Raw genomic sequence first — 25,476 nt, forward strand, 5'->3', positions numbered from 1 at the left:
TCAGGCGAATTTAAAAACATCTGAAAAAAGAACCGCACTTTACGCCATGAATGCGTTTAAGCAAATCGACTTTTCGCGTCGGCAATGGCTTCGGCAATGCGCAACGGCGACACGCCGCCTTTTGCTGCGCGTTTATCCAAGCAGGATTGCAAGGATAGGATGTCGTACACATCATCCGACACTTTTTCGCAGAATTGACGGAATTCCGGAATGGTCAGTTCTTCTAATGCCTTGTGTTGCTTGATGGCGTACACCACAGTTTCACCTACGATGTGATGGGAATCACGGAATGGCACGCCTTTGGCGACCAGATAATCCGCCAGTTCGGTGGCGTTGGAATAGCCTTTTAAGGCGGATTCACGAGTACGTTCCACGTTCACTTTGATGTCATCGAGCACTAATGACGCCATGTCCAAGCAATCCTGCCAAGTATCCAGCGCATCAAAAATGCCTTCTTTGTCTTCCTGCATATCTTTGTTGTATGCAAGCGGTAGCCCTTTTAACGTCATCAACATGCCGTTTAACGCACCGATGACACGCCCCGCTTTACCGCGAATTAACTCGCAAGCATCGGGGTTTTTCTTTTGCGGCATAAGAGAAGATCCGGAAGTCACACGATCGGAGAGTTCGACGAAATTGGATTCGCCGCTGTTGAAAATAATCATATCTTCGGCGAAACGGGACAAATGCACCATGCTGAGGGAGGCGGCGGACAGCAGTTCCACGATATGATCGCGGTCAGATACGCTGTCTAAGCTGTTACGGGTGGCGAAAGCAAAATCCAGATCTTTGGCGAGTTGCTCGCGATCAATCGGATACGCCGTGCCGGCAAGGGCGCCGCTACCCAGCGGGCAACTGTTCATGCGACGGTAGGCGTCGGCTAAACGGGAATAATCGCGATCCAGCATTTCCACATACGCCATACACCAGTGGGCAAAGGTAATCGGCTGGGCACGTTGCAGATGGGTGTAGCCCGGCATCACGGCATCCTGATTATTTTCGGCAGTGAGCACCAATTTGCGTTGTAATTCGCGAATGGAATGTTGTAATTCAGCAACCCGCTGTTTACACCACATTTTGATGTCGAGAGCCACTTGGTCGTTACGGCTACGCCCGGTATGCAGTTTTTTACCTAAATTCCCCACTTTGTCGATGAGCTTACTTTCTACCCAGCTGTGAATGTCTTCCGCGTCATCTTGCAAAATCGCTTGCGGATTTGACCGCACTTCAATTAATAATTCGTTCAGTGCCTGTTCAAGTTGCTGCTGCTCCTGCGTCTCTAAAATGCCGACAGAAACCAACGCTTTTGACCAGCCGATAGAGCCTTCAATGTCTTGTTCCGCCAAACGGTAGTCGAAGCGTAATGAGTCGTTAAAGTTTTTAAAACGCTTATCCGCAGCCTGCGTGAAGCGTCCACCCCAAAGTGCCATAGAATCCTCTGATTGTTATTTGTGAAATCGGTTAAAAAATATATCACAGAAACAAAAAAGGCGATCAACAAAAAATTTGCTTTTTGGTGACCGCACTTGTTGTTTAACGGACGGTTATTTTAATAAATCTTCATTTTTTGCGTGAATCCATTTGCCGCGTTTTTTATCCATATACTGAAAATATTCGTTGGCAAAAGTCCCTTGCGCGCAGGTGAGTTTGTCACGTCGGGTATTCACGTCTTTGTTTTTCAAGGCTTTATTTAAGGTATCCGGGCCGGTCAACACAAACACACCACCGTCGATACGGCGATTTTCAATATTATCAATAATAATATCCAGTGTTTCTTTCAAAAACGGATTGCCTTTGCGGCTTGCCATGAAGAAATTGGTGTAGCGGTCGCGACGGGTAATCAGCACTTCATCGTCTTCCGGATCGATCATGTTGTCCAGATCGCCGACCAAATGACCGTCAATGTCCATATAAATGCCGCCGTCGTGATAAAGCGTAAATAAACGCCAGAAATCCGCCTGTGCCGCGCCGTCCGTGAGTTTGCTATAGGCGGCGAAGGTGCGTGCATCGGCATTTTTTTCGATGTATTCGCTGCGCGCTTCGGTGCTTACGTAACGGTAATCATAACCGGGCGAAAACAAGCGGTTGATCAAATAGTTGCAGTAAATAGGCAAGGTCACTTTGTTGCTGTAATTGGTTTGCCAGATGACTTTATTGATTTTGCCGGGTTTGTTAGATGGGCATCTCGCCGGGCTGAATTCCGGAATAGTGAAGCGTTTTTTCGGGAAAATCGCGTGGAACGGATAACTTAGGATTTTGACAATATTGCCGGCTAAACGTAACAAGCCGTTGGAAATGAAAAGTGCGGTCTGATTTTTTATTGGTTTATTCATTCAATGAATCCGGTTATGCAACTGAAAAATTGGGTGTACTTTATCACTTTACGCGGTAAGAATAAACGTTCTGAAGCTATTGAAATAAAATAAAAAGAGAAATGCGTGGTGGGCGATACCGGTCTCGAACCAGTGACCCCCTCCTTGTAAGGGAGGTGCTCTCCCAACTGAGCTAATCGCCCACGTTAGAATCTTAAAATAGGGAAGTATGTAAAGAAGTGGTGGGCGATACCGGTCTCGAACCAGTGACCCCCTCCTTGTAAGGGAGGTGCTCTCCCAACTGAGCTAATCGCCCACGTTAGAATCTTAAAATAGGGAAGTATGTAAAGAAGTGGTGGGCGATACCGGTCTCGAACCAGTGACCCCCTCCTTGTAAGGGAGGTGCTCTCCCAACTGAGCTAATCGCCCTCAATGTTGTGAGCGAGCATTATAATTGCTCAATGATTTCAGTCAACAAATTTTTGCCAAAAATCCGTCGGTTGTTTCAAAAATAGGCATAAATCGTGATTTTTCCTTATGAATTCAAACAACTCGTAGTACAATGTCGCACAATTATTTGCACAGAAAAAAGGTTATAAAATGAAATTAGAAGCATTATTTGATTTGGATCCGAATGTAAAAGTGCGCACCCGTTTTGCGCCGAGCCCGACCGGTTATTTACACGTTGGCGGTGCCAGAACTGCACTGTATTCTTGGTTGTATGCCAAACATAACAACGGCGAATTTGTCTTGCGTATTGAAGACACCGATTTGGAACGTTCCACGCCGGAAGCGACACAAGCCATTTTGGAGGCCATGGAATGGTTAGATCTTGCTTGGGAACACGGTCCGTATTATCAAACCAAACGCTTTGATCGTTACAATCAAGTCATCGATCAAATGATCGAACAAGGCTTGGCATACCGTTGCTACTGCACCAAAGAACGGTTGGACGCATTACGTCATACACAGGAACAAAACAAAGAAAAACCACGTTATGACCGCCATTGCCTGCATGATCACGCCCATCATTCCGCCGATGAACCCCATGTGGTACGTTTTAAAAACCCGACGGAAGGCACCGTGGTATTTGATGATGCCGTGCGCGGACGCATTGAAATCAGCAACAGCGAATTGGACGATTTGATTATTCGCCGCACCGACGGTTCGCCGACCTACAATTTCTGCGTGGTGGTGGACGACTGGGACATGGGCATTACTCACGTCGTACGCGGCGAAGACCACATCAACAACACCCCGCGTCAAATTAATATCTTAAAAGCTCTGGGTGCGCCAATTCCAGTGTACGCCCACGTTTCCATGATTAACGGCGACGACGGACAAAAACTTTCCAAACGTCACGGCGCGGTGAGCGTTATGCAATATCGCGACGAAGGTTATTTGCCGGAAGCGCTCATCAACTATCTGGTGCGTTTGGGCTGGGGGCATGGCGATCAGGAAATCTTCACCCGCGAAGAAATGATCGAATTATTCGATTTACATTCTGTCAGCAAATCTGCCAGTGCTTTTAATACCGAAAAACTATTGTGGTTGAATCATCACTATATCCGTGAATTACCACGGGAATATGTGGCAAAACACTTGGCGTGGCAATATCAGGATCTGGGCATCGACACTGCCAATGGTCCGGCATTAACGGAAATCGTTGGTATGCTGGCGGATCGTTGCAAAACCTTACGCGAAATGGCGCAGGCAAGCCGTTATTTCTTTGAAGAATTTGATGCATTCGACGAAGCCGCCGCGAAAAAACATTTTAAAGCCGGTGCTGTGGAAGCGCTTGAAAAAGTAAAAGAAAAACTGACCGCACTTTCTCGTTGGGATTTGCATTCTACTCACGAAGCCATTGAACAAACCGCCGCTGAATTGGAAGTTGGCATGGGCAAAGTGGGCATGCCGTTGCGTGTTGCCGTTACCGGTGCAGGACAATCGCCGTCAATGGATGTCACCCTGGTGGGCATCGGGCGCGAACGTGTTCTGAATCGCATTCAACGTGCCATTGATTTTATTAAGGCGTAAAACGCTTAATATTTAATCTGATGACATTGAATTGAAAATTTAATATTGACAGACCAAGGGGCGGAATTTATTATAGCCGCCACTTACGGGGATATAGCTCAGTTGGGAGAGCGCTTGAATGGCATTCAAGAGGTCGTCGGTTCGATCCCGATTATCTCCACCAAATTTTTAAACCTTATCAATGAGTTATCAGTTGGTAAGGTTTTTTGCTTTTTGGTATTGTGCCAATTTTGTGTCAAAAAGTTGAATATTATCTGCATGACTTTTCAAATGCTCAATAGATAGGTGTGCATATTTCCGCACTGTATCTGTTTTAGTCCAACCTCCAAGTTCTTGTAATACATATAATGGATGGCGTGCCTGACATAATATGTCTTGTCGCCCATGTATGTCGCAAGTCATGAAAGTGGAAGTCTTTGATTTTTGCTCGTCGATTAAGGCTTTCCTCAAAGTTCTAAGCCAAATAAAACGCCTTAACGTCCTTAAAAAACACTATTTGCGGGTCGTAATATGCGGAAATTTATCACTTAATGAAAATCTTTTGGGCATTAGCACAATTTATTTATGGTGGATTCTTAGTACCATTGCTATGAGGAAATGAGTGACGTGGAAGAGGTGATTAAGCGGCAGTTAAATAGTGAATTGTCAAAATTGTAAATTATTATTAAACATAGAGAATCTTTGAATTGGGTCACAGACAAAAACCAAAGAAACTCCTATAATTTAAAGAGATTTAGTTATAGGAGTTTTTTATGAAAAAGAGTTTGTTGGTGGCTTTGGTTGGTGCGGTTTTATTGAGTGGATGCGTGAATAAAACAAATACTCTTGATGAGCGAAGTGATTTTTATAAATTGGACAGAACGTGGAATAATTCTCTAACAGGTGATGGGCTTAATAAGTTTAAGTTATTCAAGAAAGATGAGATCTTAATATCCGAGAAAGGCAATCTTAGCATATACGATGACATGTATTCGTTTCGTGTAGACAGTAATGATTCAGCCGGCATTAAAATCCCAACATATAGCGACTTAATTGGTGCGGCTGGCGGTTCGCAGAAGAAAGTTACCGTGGAATCTTATTTGCATATAATGGATGGAGGCAAATATCCTAGAGTGGCGATATATCAAAAACTTTTGGCGAGTAATAATATTGAGTTAAAGGATGGCGAGCGAGTTATTTTGGTTAAGTTTAATTGCCCAACATCTACGCATGATAGAATCACCGGTGAACTGACAAGATTTTACAGCAATGGTCAGTTGGTGTATGGGAAAATATTGGAAGTAATTAACATAAACGGTGGGCAATCTGGAATGATGAGATATTCATCACAAGATGGGAAAAATATTGATATACCGCTGTATGCTTCAAAAGAACAAGCAAATAATAGATCAGATTTGTTTGATAAAGCAAAACAGATTGCTTGTGGATTTTAATCTACTAAGAGCCCGTGAATTTAGCGGGCTTTATTATTGCTATCAAGACAAAATTTGCACCATTTAGACAAGCCGTCAGCATATCTACTGGATGGGTAAAAACTACTTTTCTTTCTATTTTGACCGCACTTTTCACAAACTTTTATGCCGGACATATCATGCGGCATTGGCGCGCCCTCTGTCATACATAAGGAGCACCATTTTGTTAATCCATCAGGCTGATTGGCATTCTTCCCAAATTCGCTTATCGGTTGTACGCGTCGGCAGCCTTGGCATTTTTTAACTGAAATTGATGTCGCCGCTTGGCGTAATTGACTTTGGAGGGAGGTGTTTAATTGCGTTAAGTCGGTGACTTGTCTTTTCAGATCATTAATTTCACCGGTATTAAAAAATACCTCCATTACTGCCTTGTTGAGACTATCTTCCAATTCATGCAACTCGACCGTCTTTTTGTGAATATAGCTGTCTCTTTCTGAAAGTTGGTGTTCGTAGTCTTGTAATTTTGCGACAAGAGCTTCTTTTATTTTGAGGTTGTCTTCATCAATAAAAGAATCTATTGAGGGCTGGCGTTACTAGATATTATGAGACGGTTTGCGGCTGGTGACGAGGTATGTTTAATAAATATTAGTGGTAAGGTTTACACTGATTATCAATGTGCCAATTTTGTGTCAAAAAGCTGATCGGACAAGCGTGTAAATTCAATAAAATAGATTGTATTCAGGTCGTCGGCGTGTTCTAATGTGCCCACGCTAGACAATCACTTCAGTAAGTTAGTTATTTCGGTTCTTCCTCATTCAAGTTTTAAATTTGTGCCTCGAAGATTCAATTTATCCATCTCTGTGTAAGTCAAATCGCTAGCGGTTCGTGCTTAATGTAAGCATACAATTTCATTACTTTAAAAAGGAAGACAACATGTCTAAATTAAACGGCACCGTAAAATGGTTCAATTCAACAAAAGGTTTTGGTTTTATCGCTCCGGCAGATGGTTCTAAAGATGTTTTCGTGCATTTCTCCGGTATCGTCGGTAACAATTTCCGTACCTTAAATGAAGGCGATCGCGTTGCTTTTAACGTACAAGATTCCCAACGCGGACCGACAGCGGTTGAAGTTGAAGTGATTTAATCAAATTTCCAATAAAATAAGCCCTTTATTAAAAGGGCTTATTTTTTATCTGAGGCTTCCCAAGGTTTAAAAAACACTCTGAAAACCCACCGCACTTTTAAGGCTGTTGCGCCAAAAACGTCAGGGTTTCGGCACGGCTTGGGATGGACGGTTGTGCACCTGCGCGAGTTACACTGATTGCCGCAGCCGCGTGGGCAAAACGAATTGCCTCCATCAATGTTTTCCCTTCCAGTAACGCTACCGTTAATGCACCGTTGAACGTATCGCCCGCCGCTGTCGTGTCTTTGGCGACGACGCGAAATCCACGGATTATTTGTCCTCGATTGTTTTCACTCACATAAACGCCATTCGCACCAAGAGTAATGAGCACAATTTGCACGCCCAACTGATGTAACTTTTCTGCCGCCTGCGCTGCCGAGCTTTCATCTTCTACTTTAATTCCCGTCAGAATTTCCGCTTCTGTTTCATTCGGCGTAATCATATATAAATGTCGTAATAATGCCTCCGGCAAAGACTGTGCCGGAGCAGGGTTCAGAATCACTTTCGTACCGTTTTGATGAGCAATGTCCACTGCCTCACAAATCGCCGGCAAGGGCGTTTCCAACTGCATGAGCAAGGCATCCGCTTGACGAATATGATTGGCATAGCGGGCAACGATGTGTTCATCTAAACAGGCATTGGCGCCGGCGGCAATTACAATACTGTTTTCGCCGCTATCCGCCACTTGAATCATGGCGATGCCGGTCATTTCCTGTTCAATACAGCTAATGGTATCGGTGTTTATACCGTCTTGTGCAAAGGCGGTTTTCATCGCCTTGCCGATGTCATCGTTACCGATACAGGCAATAAAATCCACCTGTGTATGCGGATCTTTTAGGCGTGCCGCCGCCACTGCCTGATTAGCACCTTTTCCGCCGTAAGCGATACGATAATCGGAACCACTCAAGGTTTCGCCGGCACGAGCAAAGCGGGGAACGCGAATCACATGATCGACGTTAATACTACCGAGTACAACGAGTTTGGGGCACATAATTCCTCCTGTAAAAAGGAACGCATTAAGCGTTCCTCAAAAACGTTTACGAAAATAACCGCACTTTTATGTGGCGGCACATCATTCGCTGATAACTTTCAGATCCACCGGGATTTTGGCTTCTACTTTTTCACCTTTCATCAGCTTGTCGGCGGTTATCACGCCAAGCTCACCGATAAGTGCGGGCTGTTGAGCGATGGTTGCCGCCATTTTGCCGCTTTTTACCGCTTTCATACCGTCATCCGTGCCATCAAAACCGACCACGAGAACCTTTTTATTGGCGGCGGATAGGGCGCGTAATGCACCGAGTGCCATTTCGTCATTTTGTGCAAATACGGCTTGTACCGTGCCTTTAGATGCAAGCAGATTTTCCATCACATTCAGGCCTTTTGTGCGGTCGAAATCTGCAGGTTGGCTGGCGAGCACCTCAAATTTATGTTCCGCGATTGCCTGCTTAAAGCCTTCCCCACGCTCACGGGCGGCGGAGGTGCCGGCTAAGCCTTCCAATTGAATGACTTTAGCATTGGCGCCGAGTTTTTGCGCGATGAAATCACCCGCCATTTTGCCGCCGGCAATGTTATCGGAAGCAATGTGGCTGACCACTTCACCTTTTGCCGCACCACGGTCTAAAGTGATGACCGGGATTTTATTGCGATTGGCAATGGCAACGGCGTTACTCACCGCTTCCGAATCCGTCGGATTAATCAACAATACTTTTGCACCACGTACCAACAAATCTTCCACATTCGCCAGCTCTTTTGCCGGGTCATTTTGTGAATCCAGTATGACCAACTTGTAACCCAGTTCGTCGGCTTTTTTCTGTGCACCTTCTTTTAAGGAAACGAAAAACGGGTTGTCTAATGTGGATACCGTGAGAGCGATCGTGTCCTGTGCCAGTGCCGAGGTGCTGAAACCCAGTAAAAGTGCGGTGGCTAATGTGGTTAATTTTTTCATATGCTTCTCCTTGAATGTCAATTAACGTTTTTGCTGCCTAAATAGTTATCTGCTAAAACTGCAATCAGAATAACCAATGCTTTTGCTATCATTTGATAGTAAGAGGAAATGTCCAATAAATTCAGGGCATTATTTAAGAAACCGATAATCAGCGCGCCGATGAGTGTTCCCATCACACGTCCTTTACCGCCCATTAAACTGGTGCCGCCCACCACAACCGCCGCGATAGCATCTAATTCGTAAGACACACCGGCAGTAGGTTGCGCGGATGAGAGACGTGAGGTGACGATTAAGCCGGCAAGCGCAGACAAAAAACCGCTGACGGCAAATACGAAAATTTTTACTTTATTCACGTTAATGCCCGACAATTGGGTTGCCGCTTCGTTGCCACCGAGTGCGTAAATATATCGCCCCATTTTGGTGTGTTTTAGCACATACCAAGACACCAGAAACACGATTGCCATGAGCCAAATGGGGAGAGGAATGCCGAACAAATAGCCGGTACCGAGAAAAGCGAAAGTGTCGGCGGTATCGGAAAAGCCGGTGCTAATCGGGCGTCCGTCCGTATAAACCATGGTGACGCCTCGCAATAAGGTCATGGTCACTAAGGTGGCGATGAACGCCTGCACTTTTCCCTTTGCCACAATTACGCCGCTGAGAGTACCGAGTAATGTGCCGATAAGTAATACCATCGGAATAACGAAAATCACCGGCAATTCCGCGCCGATCATGCTTGCTGCGAAGGCACCGGTTAATGCCAGAATAGAACCCACGGAGAGATCAATGCCGGCAATTAAAATGACGAATGTCATGCCCACTGCAATAATCGCATTCACGGACGTTTGGCGCAGAATATTGAGAATATTGTCTACGCTGAAAAAATCGGGATTAATTGCCGATACCACGCCGATGAGCACTAATAAGGCAATAATTGAACGTTGTTCCAGTAAAAATTTGCCTAATTTAACATTGTGTTGCGTAGTCATGTTCTCGCCTCTTATGAATTGAGTTTGCCAATGGCGGCTGCCAATAATTTTTCTTGAGTGGCTTCAGCCCGTTCAAATTCGGCGCTGATACGTCCCTCCCGCATAACCAAAATACGATCGCTCATGCCCAAAACTTCCGGCATTTCGGAAGAGACCAAAATAATACTCATGCCTTCTCCTTTGAATTTGTTAATGAGTTGATAAATTTCCTTTTTCGCACCCACATCTACGCCACGTGTCGGTTCATCTAAAATTAACACCTGCGGGCGGATCATCAAGCCTTTGGCAATGGCGACTTTTTGTTGATTACCGCCGGAAAGCAGACCGACAGGTTGCTCCCGCGTCGGCGTTTTAATGTTAAATAACAAAATAAAATCATCCACCGCCATGCGTTCAGCCGTTTGATTGATATGCAGAGATTTGGCGAAATTGTCTAATGCGGAAAGGGACATATTTTCTTTCACCGACATACCTAAAATCAGCCCATCGCCTTTGCGATCTTCGGAAATATACACAATGCCATTGCGCAGTCCGTCTTGCGGGCAACGGTTCAAAATCGCCCGCTGATTTAGCCGCACTTCGCCCGATTCCCGTGGCAACGCGCCGTAAAGCACTTTCATCAATTCGCTGCGACCGGCGCCCATTAAACCGGAAACACCGAGAATTTCACCGCTACGTAATTCAAAAGACACATCATATATACCGCTGCCACTGAGATTTTTTACGGATAAACGAACATCCCCCGACGTCTGTTCCAAGCGCGGATATTGTTCTTCTAAACGACGACCAACCATCATTTCGATGAGACGATTTTCATCTAAATTTTCTACCGCACTTTCGCCGATAAACTGGCCGTCGCGTAATACGGTGACATCATCGCAAATCTGAAAGATTTCTTTAATGCGGTGGGAAATATACACAATGCCGCGATTGTCCGCCTTGAGTTCGCGGATTACTTTAAATAAGGCTTCCGTTTCCGTGTCGGTGAGGGCGTCGGTGGGCTCGTCCATAATAATCACTTTGGATTCAAAACTAAGGGCTTTGGCGATTTCCACCATTTGTTGTTCACCGATAGAAAGTGCCGAACACAGCGTGTGGCTACTGTGTGTTACGCCTAATCGGGCTAAAAGTTTATCCGCTTCCCGATACATTCGTTGCCAGTCGATAGCACCCCAAGGTTTGGTAAATTCCCGCCCGAGAAAAATATTTTCTGCAATGGTTAAATTGCCTACTAAATTGAGTTCTTGGTGAATAATGCTGATGCCGGCTTCTTGGGAGTCTTTCGGTCCTTTAAATGCCACCGGTTGCCCTAAATATTCAATATTTCCCGCATCTTTGGCGTAAATTCCGGTGAGTACTTTCATCAGCGTGGATTTGCCTGCGCCGTTTTCGCCCATTAACGCCATTGCCCGCCCTGCATATACGGACAAACAGGCGTTGCTTAAGGCTTTCACGCCGGGAAAGGATTTATCAATGCCGCTGATTTTTAACAGAGGTCGCTGCATAATGCCTCCGTCAAAACGGCACGCCGGAGTACAAAATGATATTGGCGTAGGGCGAGCATTCTCCGCTGCGCACGATGGCTTTGCTGTAGGTGGTAGCGCGTTTGAAATCTTCGTGGCTGACATATTCCACGGCGATTTTGTTGCCTTGTTGCTGTTCCAGTTCATGCAGGCGGGCTAAAAGTGCGGTCAGAATTTGGGGATTTTTTTCGTGGATTTCCTGCGCCAGTAACACCCGCTCCACAAACATTTCGCTAAGTATGGCGTTCAGGCAGGCGAGAAAACTTGGGATATTTGGGGTTAAGGCGAGATCAATGCGTTCTATTTGATTAGGGATCGGCAGACCCGCATCGCATAAGGTTAAGCCGTCGGTGTGTCCGAGTGTGGCGATGCAGTGAGACAGTTGCGCGTTGAGAATGACGGTTTTTTTCATTATCCCTCCTTTCGATAAATTGAAAGCAGTGTAGAAGAAATCGCCGAAAAGCGAAAATGGATAAAGCGGGTTTTGTGAAGCAGATCAAAAAACAGTATAGGAATCCGACTGTCCGATCCTGCGGTTTTATAAGAATAAGTTGTGCTAACGGGCAGTTTGTGAAACAATTTGCCGTTATTTGAAGCTAAAAAATTAATAAGATTTAAGGATACGATAGTGATCGATTTCGATGGCTACCGTCCGAATGTAGGCATTGTGATTTGCAACGACAAAGGACAAGTGCTGTGGGCGAAGAGATACGGACAAAATTCCTGGCAATTTCCGCAGGGCGGGATTAATGACAATGAAACGCCGGAGCAGGCAATGTACCGCGAATTGTTTGAGGAAGTGGGTTTAACGCACAAAGATGTGCGGGTGTTGTACGCCTCCAAGCATTGGTTGCGCTATAAATTGCCGAAACGCCTGTTGCGTTATGATTCCAAGCCTATGTGCATCGGACAAAAACAGCGCTGGTTTTTATTGCAACTCATCGGCGACAGTAAAAATATCAATATGCAATGCAGCAAAACGCCGGAATTTGACGGTTGGCGTTGGGTGAGTTTTTGGTATCCCGTGCGTCAGGTGGTGTCTTTCAAAAAAGAGGTGTACCGCAAAGCCATGAAAGAGTTTGCGACGGTATTATTCGATAGCAATAACAAAGGCTTATTGCAATCTGTGGAACAGCGTGAGCCGGAAGAAACTAAGCGCGATTTCCCGTCCAAAAAACATAACAATTCAAAACACGCAAAACGCCCATCATATAAATACAAAGGATAATTATGTTAACCTTTTTTCTCTTTTGCTTACTCGCCGGTTGTATCGCCGGCTTTTTAGCCGGTTTATTCGGTATCGGCGGCGGCTTGGTGATTGTGCCGATGTTGGTTTATTTATTGCCTATCGTCGGCGTGCCCGATTCGTTGTTAATGTCCACCGCACTTGGCACGTCTTTTGCCACCATCGTGATTACCGCATTTTCTTCCGCCCAGCGGCATAACAAGCTCGGCAATGTGGTGTGGTCAACGTTAAAATATTTCGCCCCGGCGTTGATGATCAGCGCTTTTATTTCTGGTCAATATATCAGCAAATTACCGCACGAAATTTCCAGTAAATTATTCGCCTGTTTGGTGGTGTATTTGGCGACGAAAATGGTACTTTCCATTAAACAGAAAAACATCGATCCGAACAAAAAAATTACGCCGTTAGCATCCGTTATCGGTGGTTCGTTAATCGGCATGGCATCCAGCGTAGCAGGCATTGGCGGTGGCGGTTTTATCGTGCCGTTTTTAAACTCGCGCAACGTGGACATTAAAAAAGCCATCGGCACTTCCGCCTTCTGCGGGATGTTGATGGGTATCGCCGGGATGTTGAGCTTTATGGTGAGCGGTTGGAACGCACAAGGTATGCCGTCTTATTCCATCGGTTTTGTGTATTTGCCGGCGGTGTTAGGCATTACCGTCACCTCATTTTTTACCTCCAAACTCGGCGCCAACGCCACCAATAAACTGCCGGTGTCCACCTTGAAAAAAGCCTTTGCCGCCTTTTTAATTGTGGTGGCGATTAATATGTTGTTGAAATAAGGAAAGTTATGAATTCAGATTATCTTGTGTTGCCGCATTTCGATCCCGCCATTTTTGAATTTGGTCCTATCGGCTTACGTTGGTACGGCTTAATGTATCTGCTCGGCTTTATTTTTGCCCGCTGGTTGGGTGTCCGTCGCGCCAAACAACCGAACAGCGGTTGGACTGTCGATCAAGTGGATTCCCTGTTATTTAACGGTTTTATGGGCGTGTTTTTGGGCGGGCGTATCGGCGACGTGTTCTTTTATAACCTCGATCATTTCTTGCAAGATCCGCTGTATTTATTCCGTGTTTGGGAAGGCGGTATGTCTTTCCACGGCGGTTTAATCGGCGTGATTATCGCCATGCTCATCACCTCCAAAGTGCAAAAACGCAGTTTCTGGGCGACGGCGGATTTTGTGGCGCCGTTGATTCCCTTCGGCTTGGGCATGGGACGTCTTGGTAACTTTATTAATCTGGAATTATGGGGGCGCCAAACGGATGTGCCTTGGGCGATGATTTTCCCAACGGATCCGCTCCTGCTGCCACGTCACCCATCCCAGCTTTACGAAGCCTTTTTAGAAGGTTTGGTGCTGTTTTTGATCCTCAATTGGTTCGTTCGCAAACCGCGTCCGATGGGCTCGGTGGCGGGCTTATTCCTTATCGGTTACGGCGTCTTCCGCTTTATTGTGGAATATGTGCGTGAGCCGGACGTAGATCTTTTCCTTGATGTGATCACGCGCGGGCAATTGCTTTGCTTGCCGATGATTCTCGGCGGCATCTTAATCATGCTTTGGGCATACAACAAAAGTGCGGTGAAAAAATGAAACAATATTTAGACTTGTGCCGACGCATTATTGACGAAGGCGTTTGGGTGGAAAACGAACGAACCGGCAAACGCTGTTTAACGGTGATTAACGCCGGTTTAACTTATGACGTGGCAAACAACCGATTCCCGTTGATTACCACCCGCAAAAGCTACTGGAAGGCCGCTATCGCCGAATTTTTGGGCTATATTCGCGGTTACGACAACGCCGCCGATTTCCGCAAGCTCGGTGCCAAAACTTGGGACGCCAACGCTAACGAAAATCAAGCATGGTTAAACAATCCACACCGCAAAGGCAGCGACGATATGGGACGCGTGTACGGCGTGCAGGGCAGACGTTGGCGCAAACCGAATGGCGAACATTTGGATCAATTACGCAAAATCGTCAACAACCTGAGCAAAGGTATCGACGATCGTGGCGAAATTTTGACGTTCTATAATCCGGGCGAATTTGATTTAGGTTGCCTGCGCCCTTGCATGCACACACATACTTTCTCGTTGCTTGGCGATACGCTTTATCTCACCAGCTACCAACGCTCCTGCGACGTGCCGCTCGGTTTGAATTTCAACCAAATTCAAGTGTTCACTTTCTTGGCATTAATGGCGCAGATTACCGGTAAAAAAGCCGGGAAGGCGTTCCACCAAATCGTCAACGCCCATATTTATGAAGACCAGTTGGAACTCATGCGCGACGTACAACTAAAACGCGAACCGTTCCCGTCGCCGCAACTGGAAATCAATCCGGATATTAAATCGCTGGAAGATCTGGAAACTTGGGTCACCATGGACGATTTTAAGGTGACGGGCTACCAATGCCACGAACCGATTAAATATCCGTTTTCTGTGTAACCAAAAAGTACGGTCGATTTTAAAAACGTTTCTAAAACCAACCGCACTTTAACTCCAAATAAACGCAACCATGACCGATTCCCAAAACACCCTTGACGAAAAATTTATGCGCCATGCCCTGATGCTGGCAGACAAAGCCGAAGCCTTGGGTGAAATCCCTGTGGGCGCGGTGTTGGTGAGCGAGGCGGGCGAAATTATCGGCGAAGGTTGGAATCTCTCCATTATTCATTCCGATCCCACCGCACACGCGGAAATCGTCGCCTTGCGCCAAGGCGGGCAAGCGTTGCAAAATTATCGCCTGCTCAACACCACCTTATATGTCACACTCGAGCCTTGCACTATGTGTGCCGGGGCGATTTTACACAGTCGCATTAAACGTTTGGTGTTCGGCGCCGCCGACTACAAAACCGGTGCGGTGGGTTCGCGTTTTCACTTTTTCGATGATTACAAAATGAACCACGTCATCGAAATTACTGCCGGCGTGCTGCAACAAGAATGCAGCGCAAAACTCAGCGCCTTTTTCCAAAAACGCCGCGCTCAACAGAAAGAGGCGAAATTGGCGCAGCAATCGACTTCGGAAAACGTGCCTGACGCCTAAAAAGTGCGGGCGTTTTTCAATACCCCTCGTTAAATTGCCCGCAGAGTGATACAATCGCCGGTCAATTTTATTAGCCAAAAGAGAGAGTCTATGTCCCGTCAGAAAAAGACCCGTCGCCTTACGGATATTATGCCGACCCGAAAATCCGATAAGAAACCGGAGCCGTCGCATTCCGGTCGCAAAGCCACGCGTTATGAACTGGATGCGAAAGCCCGTGAAGAAAAGAAAAAACGCAAACACAAAGGCTTGAGTTCCGGTTCCCGTCACAGCGCGGCGGAAAATAAAGCGACGAATCAAGTAAAGGAAGTGCAGGATCCGCGCCTTGGCAGCCGTAAAAAAGTGCCGTTGATGGTGGAATTTGTGAATAAACCGCAAAAAGATCAAACTATTGCGGCGCCGAAGTCCGAACCGAAAACCAAATTGGATCCGATGCGGGAATTAGAACAATTGGAAAATAACGAATGCCTGAATCAGTTGTTGGATCAGTTAGAGGAAGGTAAAAAACTGTCTGCCGAAGATCAGCAATTTGTGGATGAATGTTTGGCGCGCGTCGAGCAATTAATGACCGAATTGGGTATTGCGGAGGACGACGAAAACACCGAAGATTTATACCGCACTTTCGAGCGAATCGACATCAATCAATTCAAATAACGCCTTTAAACTATGTGGAAAACCTTTTTATTCATTGCGGCAGTGGTGATCATTGCAGGCATGATCGGCTATGCCGTGTATTTGTTGCTTGCCCTGCAAAAACAGAAAAAAGCCTTGCAACAGGCGCGCCGAAACCGCATCAATCGCATTAAAGAAAGCCTTGATATTATCGCCAAAGCCATGCTGAACGGCGATTGTAATTTGTCGGAAGGCGTGTTGCGTTTGAAAATGTTGCTGGAGCCCGTGGGCATGCGTCTTAAAAATTATTCCGCCATGTGGCAACTGTATGAAACGGTGGAGGATATGCCGACGCACGAAGCGCGTAAAGAATTGAAAAAGAACGAAAGAATGCGTTTGGATTTGCGTCGCGAAAGTGCCGAAGCGGAGCTTGAAAGTAACATTAAGTTGGAGTTGAATCGGCTATTGAGCGAGATTCAAACATTATAAAAAGTGGGGAACATTTAATGTCCGAGATTATTTGGGATTTGGCATTAATTCAAAAATATAACCAATCCGGCCCGCGCTATACCTCTTATCCGACGGCGCTGGAATTTAATGAAAATTACACTAACGACAACTTCATCGCCGCGGCGCAACGGTATCCCGAGCGCCCGTTATCCTTATACGTCCACATTCCCTTTTGCCACAAACTTTGCTATTTCTGTGCGTGCAATAAAGTCATCACGCGCCATCAACACAAAGCGGATATTTATCTGGATTTTCTGGAACGGGAAATAAAAGAGCGGTCGAAATTATTTGTAAATCGTGTGGCGACCCAAGTGCATTGGGGCGGCGGTACGCCGACCTATTTAACGGAGGCGCAATCCGCCCGTTTAATGCAAATGCTGCGCGATCATTTCCATATCGCCGACAACGCGGAAATCAGTATTGAGATGGATCCGCGCGAAATCGAGCTTTCCATGTTGGAACATTTGCGCAAAATCGGCTTTAACCGTATCAGCATGGGTGTGCAGGATTTCAACAAAGAGGTGCAGAAAGCGGTTAATCGCGAACAGGACGAAGCCTTTGTCAACGCTCTGTTGGTACGCGCCCGCGAGCTGGGTTTTCAATCCACCAATCTGGATTTGATTTACGGCTTACCGTTCCAAACAGTTGAGAGTTTTATGTTCACGTTGCAAAAAGTGATTGAGCTCAATCCCGATCGCTTAAGCGTGTTCAACTACGCCCATTTGCCAAGTCGTTTTGCCGGGCAGGCGAAAATCAAAGATTGGCAGTTGCCGAAACCGGAAACCAAGCTGGACATTCTGCAAAAAACCATCGAAACCTTAGGCAACGCCGGCTATAAATTCATCGGTATGGATCACTTTGCCAGACCCGACGACGAACTTGCCATTGCGCAACAAAAGGGCGTATTACATCGTAATTTCCAAGGTTACACCACACAGGAAGAATGTGATTTACTGGGCTTGGGCGTATCGGCAATCAGCTTGTTGGGCGACACTTACGCGCAAAATCAAAAGGATTTGAAAGCATATTACACGGAAGTGGATACCCACGGCATTGCGTTGCACAAAGGCTTGGCGATGACGAAAGAAGATTGCTTGCGTCGTGATGTGATTAAACAGTTGATTTGTAACTTTAAACTGGCGTATGCGCCGATTGAGCGGCAATACGACATTCATTTCAAACAGCACTTCGCCGAAGATTTAGCCTTGCTGGCACCTTTGGCTGCGGATGGTTTGTTAGAGATTGGGGACGAGCAAATTACCGTATCCGCCAGAGGACGTTTGTTGATTCGCAATATTTGTTTGTGTTTCGATACCTATTCCCGCGCGCAAGCGAAACAACAGCAGTTTTCTAGGATTATTTAATGTGTAGGGTGGGCTTGCCAGCCCACCATAGAGTAATCTGGTGCTTTCGGTGGGTTAGCAAACCCACCCTACGTCAACAAAAGTGCGGTTGAAATTCACTGTAAATTTCAACCGCACTTTTTTATGCTCATCAACCCGCCAAACTCAATTCAAATACCGATTTCTTCGGATTCAAGCGGAAGCCTTCCTGTTCCAGCAAATGATGTTGCTGATTATCTTGTTCGATCACTAAACGGGTAGATTGGGTGTAGCTCACGAATTCTTTGGCTTTGGCGATAAGTGCGGTGTAAATGTTGTTCGTTTGATTGCCGTTGCGTACGAAAATATCCGTTAATTGCCAATAACGTTGTAATTGAAGCGAGGAAAGACGCGGGTAAAGCTGAATAAAACCGACTGCCTGTTGGGATTGATCGAGGGCGAGAAAAAAAATGCTTTCGCCGAAACGAATACGATTGGAAAGAAAAGTCAGCGTGCGCTCGGGGTTTTCCGCCATGCCGTGGGAAAGACGATATTCTTCAAATAACGGCAGGAGGCTTTCTACGTTCCATTGTTCAGCTTTAAAAATTTTAATCATGAGGCAATCGGTCATTTTTTGTTAAATTTATACAGTAGATTGTATCTTTTTACCCCAAAAGAATCATCTGTTGCAAAGAAAATTTTTTAGAACGGTAATTTTTTTACCGAAAAAGCAGATGTTTTTTGGTATAGTAAGCGCAGTTTTTATTCAATTAAATTAAGGAGAAAAAAATGGCTCGTCGTCCTTTAGTTATGGGTAACTGGAAATTAAACGGTAGTAAAGCGTTCACCAGAGAATTAATTACCGGCTTAAAAGAAGAGTTACACGGCGTGACCGGCTGTGATGTGGCAATTGCCCCGCCGGTGATGTATTTGGCGGAAGCGGAAAAACTATTATCCAACTGCGGTTGTAGCTGCGGTGGCGAAAATATCATTCAATTAGGCGCGCAAAACGTTGATGTGAACGTGAAAGGCGCATTTACCGGTGACATTTCCACCGAAATGTTAAAAGACTTCGGCGCGAAATACATCATTATCGGTCACTCCGAACGTCGCACTTATCACAAAGAAAGCGATGAATTCGTGGCGAAAAAATTCGGTGCGTTAAAAGAAGCGGGTTTAGTGCCGGTGTTGTGTATCGGTGAATCCGAAGCGGAAAACGAAGCGGGTAAAACCGAAGAAGTGTGCGCCCGTCAAATTGATGCGGTGATCAATCTGTTAGGTGTGGAAGCCTTCAACGGCGCCGTCATTGCTTACGAACCGATTTGGGCAATCGGCACTGGCAAATCCGCCACTCCGGCACAAGCGCAAGCGGTACACGCGTTCATTCGCGGTCACATTGCGAAAAAATCCCAAGCGGTTGCCGATCAAGTGATCATTCAATACGGCGGTTCCGTTAACGATGCCAACGCAGCGGAATTATTCACCCAACCGGATATTGACGGTGCATTAGTGGGCGGCGCGTCCTTAAAAGCCCCGGCATTTGCGGTGATCGTAAAAGCGGCGGCAAAAGCCAAAAATTAATTTAATTTTGCCTTTGAAGGGTCGGTATTTGCCGACCCTTTTCATTTTCAGATTTCACAAACTTCCGCTATAATGACCGCACTTTTTTAACCTGAAATTAAAGGAATTTCTCATGCAAAATCCAAAAGATGATGTGCTTTACGCGCCGGTAGAATGGGTCGATCACAGCGCAGGCTACACCGATATTTGTTACCACAAATCCACCGACGGCATTGCCAAAATCACCATTAATCGCCCGGAAGTGCGCAACGCGTTTCGTCCGCAAACCGTGAAAGAAATGATTAACGCTTTTGCCGATGCGCGTTTCGACGAAAAAATCGGCGTTATCGTGCTCACCGGTGAAGGTGAAAAAGCCTTCTGTTCCGGCGGTGACCAAAAAGTGCGCGGCGATTACGGCGGTTATAAAGACGACAGCGGCGTGCATCATCTGAACGTATTGGATTTCCAACGTGACATTCGTACCTGTCCGAAACCGGTGGTGGCGATGGTGGCAGGCTATGCTATCGGCGGCGGTCATGTGTTACACATGATGTGCGATCTCACCATTTCCGCCGATAACGCTATTTACGGACAAACCGGTCCGAAAGTGGGCTCCTTCGACGGTGGCTGGGGCGCAAGCTACATGGCGCGTATCGTCGGTCAGAAAAAAGCGCGCGAAATTTGGTTCTTATGCCGTCAATACAATGCGCAGGAAGCGTTGGACATGGGCTTGGTGAACACCGTCGTGCCTTATGCCGATTTGGAAAAAGAAACCGTGCGTTGGTGTCGTGAAATGTTACGCAACAGTCCGATTGCCTTGCGTTGCCTGAAAGCGGCGTTAAACGCGGACTGCGACGGTCAATCCGGCTTACAAGAACTCGCCGGCAATGCCACCATGTTGTTCTACATGACCGAAGAAGGGCAGGAAGGCCGCAACGCCTTCAATGAAAAACGCACCCCGGATTTCGGCAAATTTAAACGTAATCCTTAAGCGAAAAGTGCGGTTGAAATTCACAGTGTTTTTGACCGCACTTTTTATTTCTCCCGTTCCATCAGGCAAGGTGAAAAATGACTTCCTCAGATAAATTAGATTGTACCGTGCAAAAGCGCCGTTATTCCCTTTATCGCTATTCCATTCCCGTCGATTCCCAACTGATTCTGCGCAACCGCTTTTTGAAAAAGCGCGAAGGCTTGTTGGTGAAAGTGTGCTGCGGGGAACATGAAGGTTGGGGGGAAATTGCGCCGTTGCCGGAATTTAGCCTGGAAACCTTAGACGAAGCGCAGGCGCAGGCGATTGCATGGCTGAAAAAATGGGATGAAGCGCGCAGTTGTAACGTTAAACTTGAGCTAACGGGGTTGTATCCTTCCGTGGCGTTCGGGTTAAGTTGCGCCTTGGCGGAAATGAAAGAAAAATTAGGCGAGGAAGGTAACTATCAGGTGGCGCCGTTGTGTTACGGCGATCCTGACGAGCTCTATGAGCCGTTGAATCAAATGCAGGGCGAAAAAGTGGCGAAAATAAAGGTGGGGATGTATGAAGCCAACCGCGACGGCATGATCGCCGATATGTTGCTGGAAGCCATTCCCGACTTGCAACTGCGTTTGGATGCGAATCGCAGTTGGACGCCGGCAAAAGCGCAGTTATTCGCTAAATATGTCAAACCGGAACATCGCGCACGCATCCAATTTTTGGAAGAACCGTGCAAAACCCGCGACGAAAGTCGTCAATTTGCCCGTGAAACCGGCATTAATATCGCCTGGGACGAAAGCGTGCGCGAGCCGGATTTTCGTGTGGAAAAAGAACCGCACTTGGCGGCGCTCGTGATTAAGCCAACCTTGGTGGGTTCTATCGAACGCTGTGTTGAGCTGATTGAACAGGCGCACGCTTTGGGAATTAAGGCGGTGATCAGTTCCAGTATTGAAAGCAGTTTCGGCTTAACCCAATTGGCACGCATGGCGCAGCAATACACGCCGAATGTGACGCCAGGCTTGGACACCTTGAGTTTGATGGATTATCAAATGGTGAGAACCTGGCCGGGCTCTGATTTGCCGCTGGTCGGGTTGGATTCGGAATTCGTCACCGAAGTGAAATGGGATTAAAGTGCGGTCAATTTTTCCGACGTTTTTTACAGAGGCATTTTCACAGATTAGACCAGCCCAAAGTGAAAAGCCATTATAATGCGCAACAATGAAAAGGAGTACAATATGTCATCAAAATACAACATTTTGCTGTTAAATGGTCCGAACTTGAATATGTTGGGTGTGCGTGAGCCGGCCCATTACGGGCATTTGTCTTTAGGCATGATCGAAGCCAAAATGCACCAACTGGCAGGACCGCAAGGCGTGGCATTAACCTGCTTTCAAGCTAATAGCGAAGAAAAGCTCATCGAACAAATTCACCAAAGTTTTCAAAAAATTGACTTTATCATCTTCAATCCAGCTGCCTACACCCATACCAGTGTCGCTCTGCGCGATGCCTTATTGGCGGTAGCCATTCCCTTTGTAGAAGTGCATTTATCGAACATTCACAAACGTGAGCCGTTCCGTCATCATTCCTATTTCAGCGATGTGGCGGAAAGCGTGATTTGCGGTTGTGGCGCACAAGGTTACGAATTTGCTTTGCAGTTTGCGTTAAATTACCTGGCAGACCATGAAAACTCCACGAAAATTGACGAAAAATAGCAGAATTTTGTCGCCAAAATGATTATTTTCAGGTAATCTCTCGGGCGAAAATTTAAACTTAATCCTGACCGCACTTTTTTCATGAAAAGTGCGGTCGAAATTTGCATCTTTTAGGAAACAATTATGGACATTCGTAAAATTAAAAAATTAATCGAACTTGTTGAAGAATCCGGCATTATGGAGCTTGAAATCTCCGAAGGTGAGGAATCGGTTCGTATTAATCGCGGTTCGCCGGCATCCGTTCAATATACCGTGCCGGTAGCGGCACCGGCACCGGTTGCTACACCGGCACCGTCCGCGCCGGCAGTTAGCGCAGCGCCTGCGGCGGCACCTGCGGCAACGGAAGACGTTGCCGGCCATAAAATCCGTTCTCCGATGGTAGGTACTTTCTACCGCAGTCCAAGTCCTGAAGCCAAAGCCTTTGTTGAAGTGGGGCAAACCGTAAAAGTGGGCGATGCGCTTTGTATTGTTGAAGCCATGAAAATGATGAACCGCATCGAAGCGGATAAAGCAGGTGTCGTTAAAGCTATTCTGGTCAATGATGGTGATCCTGTTGAATTCGATGAGCCGTTAATTGTTATCGAATAATTAGCACAACAGCCCCTGATTTAAACAAAGAATGGATTGATTATGTTAGAAAAAGTTGTTATTGCCAATCGCGGTGAAATCGCACTGCGAATTTTGCGCGCCTGCAAAGAATTGGGCATTAAAACCGTTGCGGTACATTCCACCGCCGACCGTGAATTGAAACACGTTCTGCTTGCCGATGAAACCGTGTGTATCGGTCCTGCACAATCAGCAAAAAGTTATTTAAATATCCCGGCGATTATCGCTGCCGCCGAAGTGACCGGCGCCGATGCGATCCACCCGGGGTATGGTTTCCTTTCCGAAAATGCCGATTTCGCCGAACAGGTGGAAAGTTCCGGCTTTATCTTTATCGGTCCGACCGCCGATGTGATCCGTTTAATGGGGGATAAAGTATCCGCCATTAACGCCATGAAAAAAGCCGGTGTGCCTTGCGTGCCGGGCTCCGATGGTCCGTTAAGTTCCGATATCGCGAAAAACAAAGAAATCGCCAAACGTATCGGCTATCCGATCATTATCAAAGCCTCCGGCGGCGGTGGCGGTCGCGGTATGCGCGTGGTGCGTAGCGAAGACGCGTTGGAAGAATCCATTGCGATGACCAAAGCGGAAGCGAAAGCCGCATTCAACAACGACATGGTTTACATGGAAAAATATTTGGAAAATCCACGTCACGTGGAAATCCAAGTGTTAGCCGACACCCACGGTAACGCCGTCTATCTTGCCGAGCGTGATTGCTCCATGCAACGTCGCCACCAAAAAGTGGTGGAAGAAGCGCCTGCACCGGGCATTACCGAAGAAGTCCGTCGCGACATCGGCTCCCGTTGTGCGAAAGCTTGCGTTGAAATCGGCTATCGTGGTGCGGGCACCTTTGAATTCCTGTATGAAAACGGTGAGTTCTATTTCATTGAAATGAACACCCGTATTCAAGTGGAACACCCGGTGACCGAAATGATTACCGGTGTGGATTTGGTGAAAGAGCAGTTGCGTATTGCTTCCGGCTTGCCGATTTCCTTCAAACAGGAAGACATCAAAGTGAAAGGGCACGCCATTGAATGCCGTATCAATGCGGAAGATCCGAAAACCTTCCTGCCATCGCCGGGCAAAGTGGCACACCTGCACTCCCCGGGCGGTTTGGGCGTGCGTTGGGATTCCCACATTTATGCAGGCTACACCGTTCCGCCGCACTATGATTCCATGATCGCGAAGCTCATCACTTACGGCGATACCCGTGAAGTGGCGATTCGTCGCATGCAAAATGCCTTGTCGGAAACCATCATCGACGGAATTAAAACCAATATCCCATTGCATGATTTGATTTTAGATGATGAAAACTTCCAAAAAGGTGGTACCAATATCCACTATTTGGAGAAAAAATTAGGCATGCACGAATAAGTAGCCGATTTTCATTCAATTTAATCTCATAAAGTGCGGTAGAAATTCTCGGTGTTTTTTTACCGCACTTTATTGATTTTCAATAAACGCGTTTTGTTTATTGTTTTAAACCGTTAAGCGGTTATTTCCACTTAAAATTTCAGCATTTATAAAAAATTTAGTGGCTTTATGGGCATAGTTATGCCGTTTCTTTTTTTATTTCTAAGGAGTTTTTTATGAGTCATTTTAAACGCTCAGTCTCAAAATTAAGTCTTATTGTATTAACTTCATTAACTGTCGCTGCGTGTGGAAGCGGTGGCGGTGGAAACAATTCTTCTCCAAGTCAGCCGTCACAGCCGTCACAGCCGTCACAGCCGTCACAGCCGTCACAGCCGTCACAGCCGTCACAACCACACCCAAGTCCAGTACCTAACCCTGCTCCTGTAGTTAGTACCGGTTTTGTGTTTTCAATTTCCGAACAAGGTGATGCACAAAAAATAGCGATCAATAGCAATTCGGATTTGAAAGCTTTGGATATTGATGGACATAAGATTAATTTACTTGAAAATTCTAAATATTATGTTGTTACCGGAGTGAATGAAACACTTTATCAGTACGGCTATTTATCTTCCCAAGCAGATGAATTACCTAATGATCAAGTATTTTATAATGGCCAAACTGCCAAAGATGTACCTAGTGCAGGTGAAGTGAGTTATTCAGGTAGTGTAGTTATAGCGGGTCAAAAAACTAATGGCGATCCTATCGGTGTTGGTACTGAAGTCACAACGGGTAAGGCACAAATGCGGGTGGATTTTGCTTCCAAAAAATTAGATGGCAGATTTACTTTTGAACCTAATACGTTAGAACGTACAGAAAACCTATTTGATCCTCAAGTGGTTAATATGACAGCAAATATTTCTAATAACGGTTTTACAGGAACAGCTAAATCGAATCATTTATCCGGTGATGCAGTCGTAGAGGGAAAATTCTATGGCGATAATGCGGAAGCATTAGCCGGGGCATTTTATAGATCAGGAGATAAGCCTTGGTATGGCGCATTCGGTGCAAAAAAAGATAACAGCACTAAAGCTAATCCATAATTCTTAGTAAAAAACATAAAGCAAGCTGCGGCTTGCTTTATTCATTTCTACAAATTTATACGC

Annotated in this window: 27 protein-coding genes and 4 tRNA genes; 19 read left to right on the forward strand and 12 right to left on the reverse strand. The window is 46.1% G+C overall.

What is annotated here, in order from left to right; translation table 11 throughout:
• Positions 1 to 56: 56 nt before the first annotated feature.
• From argH to DK430_RS03860, 5 genes are all read right to left on the reverse strand, one after another.
• Positions 57 to 1,430 (reverse strand): argininosuccinate lyase, encoded by a 1,374-nt coding sequence (gene argH, locus DK430_RS03840; protein WP_109077796.1) that lies wholly within the window; start codon positions 1,428 to 1,430, stop codon positions 57 to 59.
• 114 nt (positions 1,431 to 1,544) lie between these two features.
• The gene (locus DK430_RS03845) at positions 1,545 to 2,333 is read right to left on the reverse strand and encodes a glycosyltransferase family 32 protein (RefSeq protein ID WP_109077797.1); all 789 of its coding nucleotides are present in this window, start codon (positions 2,331 to 2,333) and stop codon (positions 1,545 to 1,547) included.
• 106 nt (positions 2,334 to 2,439) lie between these two features.
• Positions 2,440 to 2,515, reverse strand: a tRNA-Val gene (locus DK430_RS03850).
• 37 nt (positions 2,516 to 2,552) lie between these two features.
• Positions 2,553 to 2,628 (reverse strand) — tRNA-Val (locus DK430_RS03855).
• Between the two features lie 37 nt (positions 2,629 to 2,665).
• Positions 2,666 to 2,741, reverse strand: a tRNA-Val gene (locus tag DK430_RS03860).
• A 171-nt stretch (positions 2,742 to 2,912) separates the two neighbouring features.
• Here DK430_RS03860 and gltX point away from each other — a divergent pair.
• From gltX to DK430_RS03880, 3 genes are all read left to right on the forward strand, one after another.
• Positions 2,913 to 4,349, forward strand: coding sequence for a glutamate--tRNA ligase (gltX, locus tag DK430_RS03865; RefSeq protein ID WP_109077798.1), 1,437 nt, complete (start codon positions 2,913 to 2,915; stop codon positions 4,347 to 4,349).
• A gap of 87 nt (positions 4,350 to 4,436) precedes the next feature.
• Positions 4,437 to 4,512: transfer RNA gene (locus DK430_RS03870), tRNA-Ala, on the forward strand.
• Between the two features lie 589 nt (positions 4,513 to 5,101).
• Complete coding sequence (locus DK430_RS03880) at positions 5,102 to 5,782, forward strand: hypothetical protein (protein ID WP_109077799.1); 681 nt, start codon at positions 5,102 to 5,104, stop codon at positions 5,780 to 5,782.
• 20 nt (positions 5,783 to 5,802) lie between these two features.
• Here DK430_RS03880 and DK430_RS03885 read toward each other — a convergent pair whose 3' ends face one another.
• Positions 5,803 to 6,210, reverse strand: coding sequence for a hypothetical protein (locus tag DK430_RS03885; protein WP_162616803.1), 408 nt, complete (start codon positions 6,208 to 6,210; stop codon positions 5,803 to 5,805).
• Between the two features lie 484 nt (positions 6,211 to 6,694).
• On the opposite strand from DK430_RS03885, the gene cspE reads away from it, so the two are divergent.
• The gene (gene cspE, locus DK430_RS03890; protein ID WP_109077801.1) at positions 6,695 to 6,904 is read left to right on the forward strand and encodes a transcription antiterminator/RNA stability regulator CspE; all 210 of its coding nucleotides are present in this window, start codon (positions 6,695 to 6,697) and stop codon (positions 6,902 to 6,904) included.
• A gap of 97 nt (positions 6,905 to 7,001) precedes the next feature.
• Here the strand turns inward: cspE and rbsK are convergent, their stop codons facing one another.
• From rbsK to rbsD, 5 genes are all read right to left on the reverse strand, one after another.
• Positions 7,002 to 7,934, reverse strand: a complete 933-nt coding sequence (gene rbsK, locus DK430_RS03895; RefSeq protein ID WP_109077802.1) for a ribokinase — start codon at positions 7,932 to 7,934, stop codon at positions 7,002 to 7,004.
• 81 nt (positions 7,935 to 8,015) lie between these two features.
• Complete coding sequence (gene rbsB / locus DK430_RS03900) at positions 8,016 to 8,888, reverse strand: ribose ABC transporter substrate-binding protein RbsB (RefSeq protein WP_109077803.1); 873 nt, start codon at positions 8,886 to 8,888, stop codon at positions 8,016 to 8,018.
• 17 nt (positions 8,889 to 8,905) lie between these two features.
• Positions 8,906 to 9,874 carry a ribose ABC transporter permease gene (gene rbsC / locus DK430_RS03905; RefSeq protein WP_109077804.1) on the reverse strand — a complete coding sequence of 323 codons (969 nt, stop codon included), beginning with the start codon at positions 9,872 to 9,874 and terminating at the stop codon, positions 8,906 to 8,908.
• 11 nt (positions 9,875 to 9,885) lie between these two features.
• Entirely contained in the window at positions 9,886 to 11,379 is a 1,494-nt protein-coding gene (rbsA, locus tag DK430_RS03910) for a ribose ABC transporter ATP-binding protein RbsA (protein ID WP_109077805.1), read from the reverse strand.
• A 10-nt stretch (positions 11,380 to 11,389) separates the two neighbouring features.
• Positions 11,390 to 11,809 (reverse strand): D-ribose pyranase, encoded by a 420-nt coding sequence (gene rbsD, locus DK430_RS03915; protein ID WP_109077806.1) that lies wholly within the window; start codon positions 11,807 to 11,809, stop codon positions 11,390 to 11,392.
• Positions 11,810 to 12,025: 216 nt separating this feature from the next.
• On the opposite strand from rbsD, the gene rppH reads away from it, so the two are divergent.
• The 8 genes from rppH to hemN all read left to right on the forward strand — a co-directional run bounded on the left by rppH (position 12,026) and on the right by hemN (position 18,160).
• The gene (gene rppH / locus DK430_RS03920) at positions 12,026 to 12,625 is read left to right on the forward strand and encodes an RNA pyrophosphohydrolase (RefSeq protein WP_109077807.1); all 600 of its coding nucleotides are present in this window, start codon (positions 12,026 to 12,028) and stop codon (positions 12,623 to 12,625) included.
• A 2-nt stretch (positions 12,626 to 12,627) separates the two neighbouring features.
• The gene (locus tag DK430_RS03925) at positions 12,628 to 13,425 is read left to right on the forward strand and encodes a sulfite exporter TauE/SafE family protein (protein ID WP_109077808.1); all 798 of its coding nucleotides are present in this window, start codon (positions 12,628 to 12,630) and stop codon (positions 13,423 to 13,425) included.
• An 8-nt stretch (positions 13,426 to 13,433) separates the two neighbouring features.
• Positions 13,434 to 14,231: a prolipoprotein diacylglyceryl transferase gene (lgt, locus tag DK430_RS03930; protein ID WP_109077809.1), complete on the forward strand. Its 798-nt coding sequence runs from the start codon at positions 13,434 to 13,436 to the stop codon at positions 14,229 to 14,231.
• A complete protein-coding gene (locus DK430_RS03935) occupies positions 14,228 to 15,079 on the forward strand; it encodes a thymidylate synthase (RefSeq protein WP_109077810.1) in 852 nt (283 codons plus the stop codon). The genes lgt and DK430_RS03935 overlap by 4 nt, the downstream gene beginning before the upstream one ends.
• A gap of 70 nt (positions 15,080 to 15,149) precedes the next feature.
• Positions 15,150 to 15,677, forward strand: coding sequence for a tRNA adenosine(34) deaminase TadA (gene tadA, locus DK430_RS03940; protein ID WP_109077811.1), 528 nt, complete (start codon positions 15,150 to 15,152; stop codon positions 15,675 to 15,677).
• A 90-nt stretch (positions 15,678 to 15,767) separates the two neighbouring features.
• Complete coding sequence (gene yihI, locus DK430_RS03945) at positions 15,768 to 16,328, forward strand: Der GTPase-activating protein YihI (RefSeq protein ID WP_109077812.1); 561 nt, start codon at positions 15,768 to 15,770, stop codon at positions 16,326 to 16,328.
• Between the two features lie 12 nt (positions 16,329 to 16,340).
• Complete coding sequence (locus tag DK430_RS03950; protein WP_109077813.1) at positions 16,341 to 16,775, forward strand: DUF2489 domain-containing protein; 435 nt, start codon at positions 16,341 to 16,343, stop codon at positions 16,773 to 16,775.
• 17 nt (positions 16,776 to 16,792) lie between these two features.
• Entirely contained in the window at positions 16,793 to 18,160 is a 1,368-nt protein-coding gene (hemN, locus tag DK430_RS03955) for an oxygen-independent coproporphyrinogen III oxidase (protein ID WP_109077814.1), read from the forward strand.
• A gap of 130 nt (positions 18,161 to 18,290) precedes the next feature.
• Here hemN and DK430_RS03960 read toward each other — a convergent pair whose 3' ends face one another.
• Complete coding sequence (locus tag DK430_RS03960) at positions 18,291 to 18,734, reverse strand: GNAT family N-acetyltransferase (RefSeq protein ID WP_109077815.1); 444 nt, start codon at positions 18,732 to 18,734, stop codon at positions 18,291 to 18,293.
• A 173-nt stretch (positions 18,735 to 18,907) separates the two neighbouring features.
• Between DK430_RS03960 and tpiA the strand changes: the two genes are divergently transcribed.
• The 7 genes from tpiA to DK430_RS03995 all read left to right on the forward strand — a co-directional run bounded on the left by tpiA (position 18,908) and on the right by DK430_RS03995 (position 25,413).
• The gene (gene tpiA / locus DK430_RS03965) at positions 18,908 to 19,699 is read left to right on the forward strand and encodes a triose-phosphate isomerase (protein ID WP_005704363.1); all 792 of its coding nucleotides are present in this window, start codon (positions 18,908 to 18,910) and stop codon (positions 19,697 to 19,699) included.
• Between the two features lie 112 nt (positions 19,700 to 19,811).
• A complete protein-coding gene (gene menB / locus DK430_RS03970) occupies positions 19,812 to 20,669 on the forward strand; it encodes a 1,4-dihydroxy-2-naphthoyl-CoA synthase (protein ID WP_109077816.1) in 858 nt (285 codons plus the stop codon).
• Positions 20,670 to 20,746: 77 nt separating this feature from the next.
• Positions 20,747 to 21,775 carry an o-succinylbenzoate synthase gene (gene menC / locus DK430_RS03975; protein ID WP_109077817.1) on the forward strand — a complete coding sequence of 343 codons (1,029 nt, stop codon included), beginning with the start codon at positions 20,747 to 20,749 and terminating at the stop codon, positions 21,773 to 21,775.
• Between the two features lie 105 nt (positions 21,776 to 21,880).
• Positions 21,881 to 22,357, forward strand: coding sequence for a type II 3-dehydroquinate dehydratase (gene aroQ, locus DK430_RS03980; RefSeq protein ID WP_109077818.1), 477 nt, complete (start codon positions 21,881 to 21,883; stop codon positions 22,355 to 22,357).
• A 123-nt stretch (positions 22,358 to 22,480) separates the two neighbouring features.
• Positions 22,481 to 22,945, forward strand: a complete 465-nt coding sequence (accB, locus tag DK430_RS03985) for an acetyl-CoA carboxylase biotin carboxyl carrier protein (RefSeq protein WP_109077819.1) — start codon at positions 22,481 to 22,483, stop codon at positions 22,943 to 22,945.
• A 42-nt stretch (positions 22,946 to 22,987) separates the two neighbouring features.
• Positions 22,988 to 24,334: an acetyl-CoA carboxylase biotin carboxylase subunit gene (gene accC / locus DK430_RS03990; protein WP_109077820.1), complete on the forward strand. Its 1,347-nt coding sequence runs from the start codon at positions 22,988 to 22,990 to the stop codon at positions 24,332 to 24,334.
• A gap of 215 nt (positions 24,335 to 24,549) precedes the next feature.
• On the forward strand, positions 24,550 to 25,413 hold the full coding sequence (locus tag DK430_RS03995; RefSeq protein ID WP_109077821.1) for a Slam-dependent surface lipoprotein: 864 nt from the start codon (positions 24,550 to 24,552) through the stop codon (positions 25,411 to 25,413).
• Positions 25,414 to 25,476: the final 63 nt, after the last annotated feature.

Source organism: Aggregatibacter kilianii, assembly GCF_003129965.1.
Lineage (GTDB): Bacteria > Pseudomonadota > Gammaproteobacteria > Enterobacterales > Pasteurellaceae > Aggregatibacter > Aggregatibacter kilianii_A.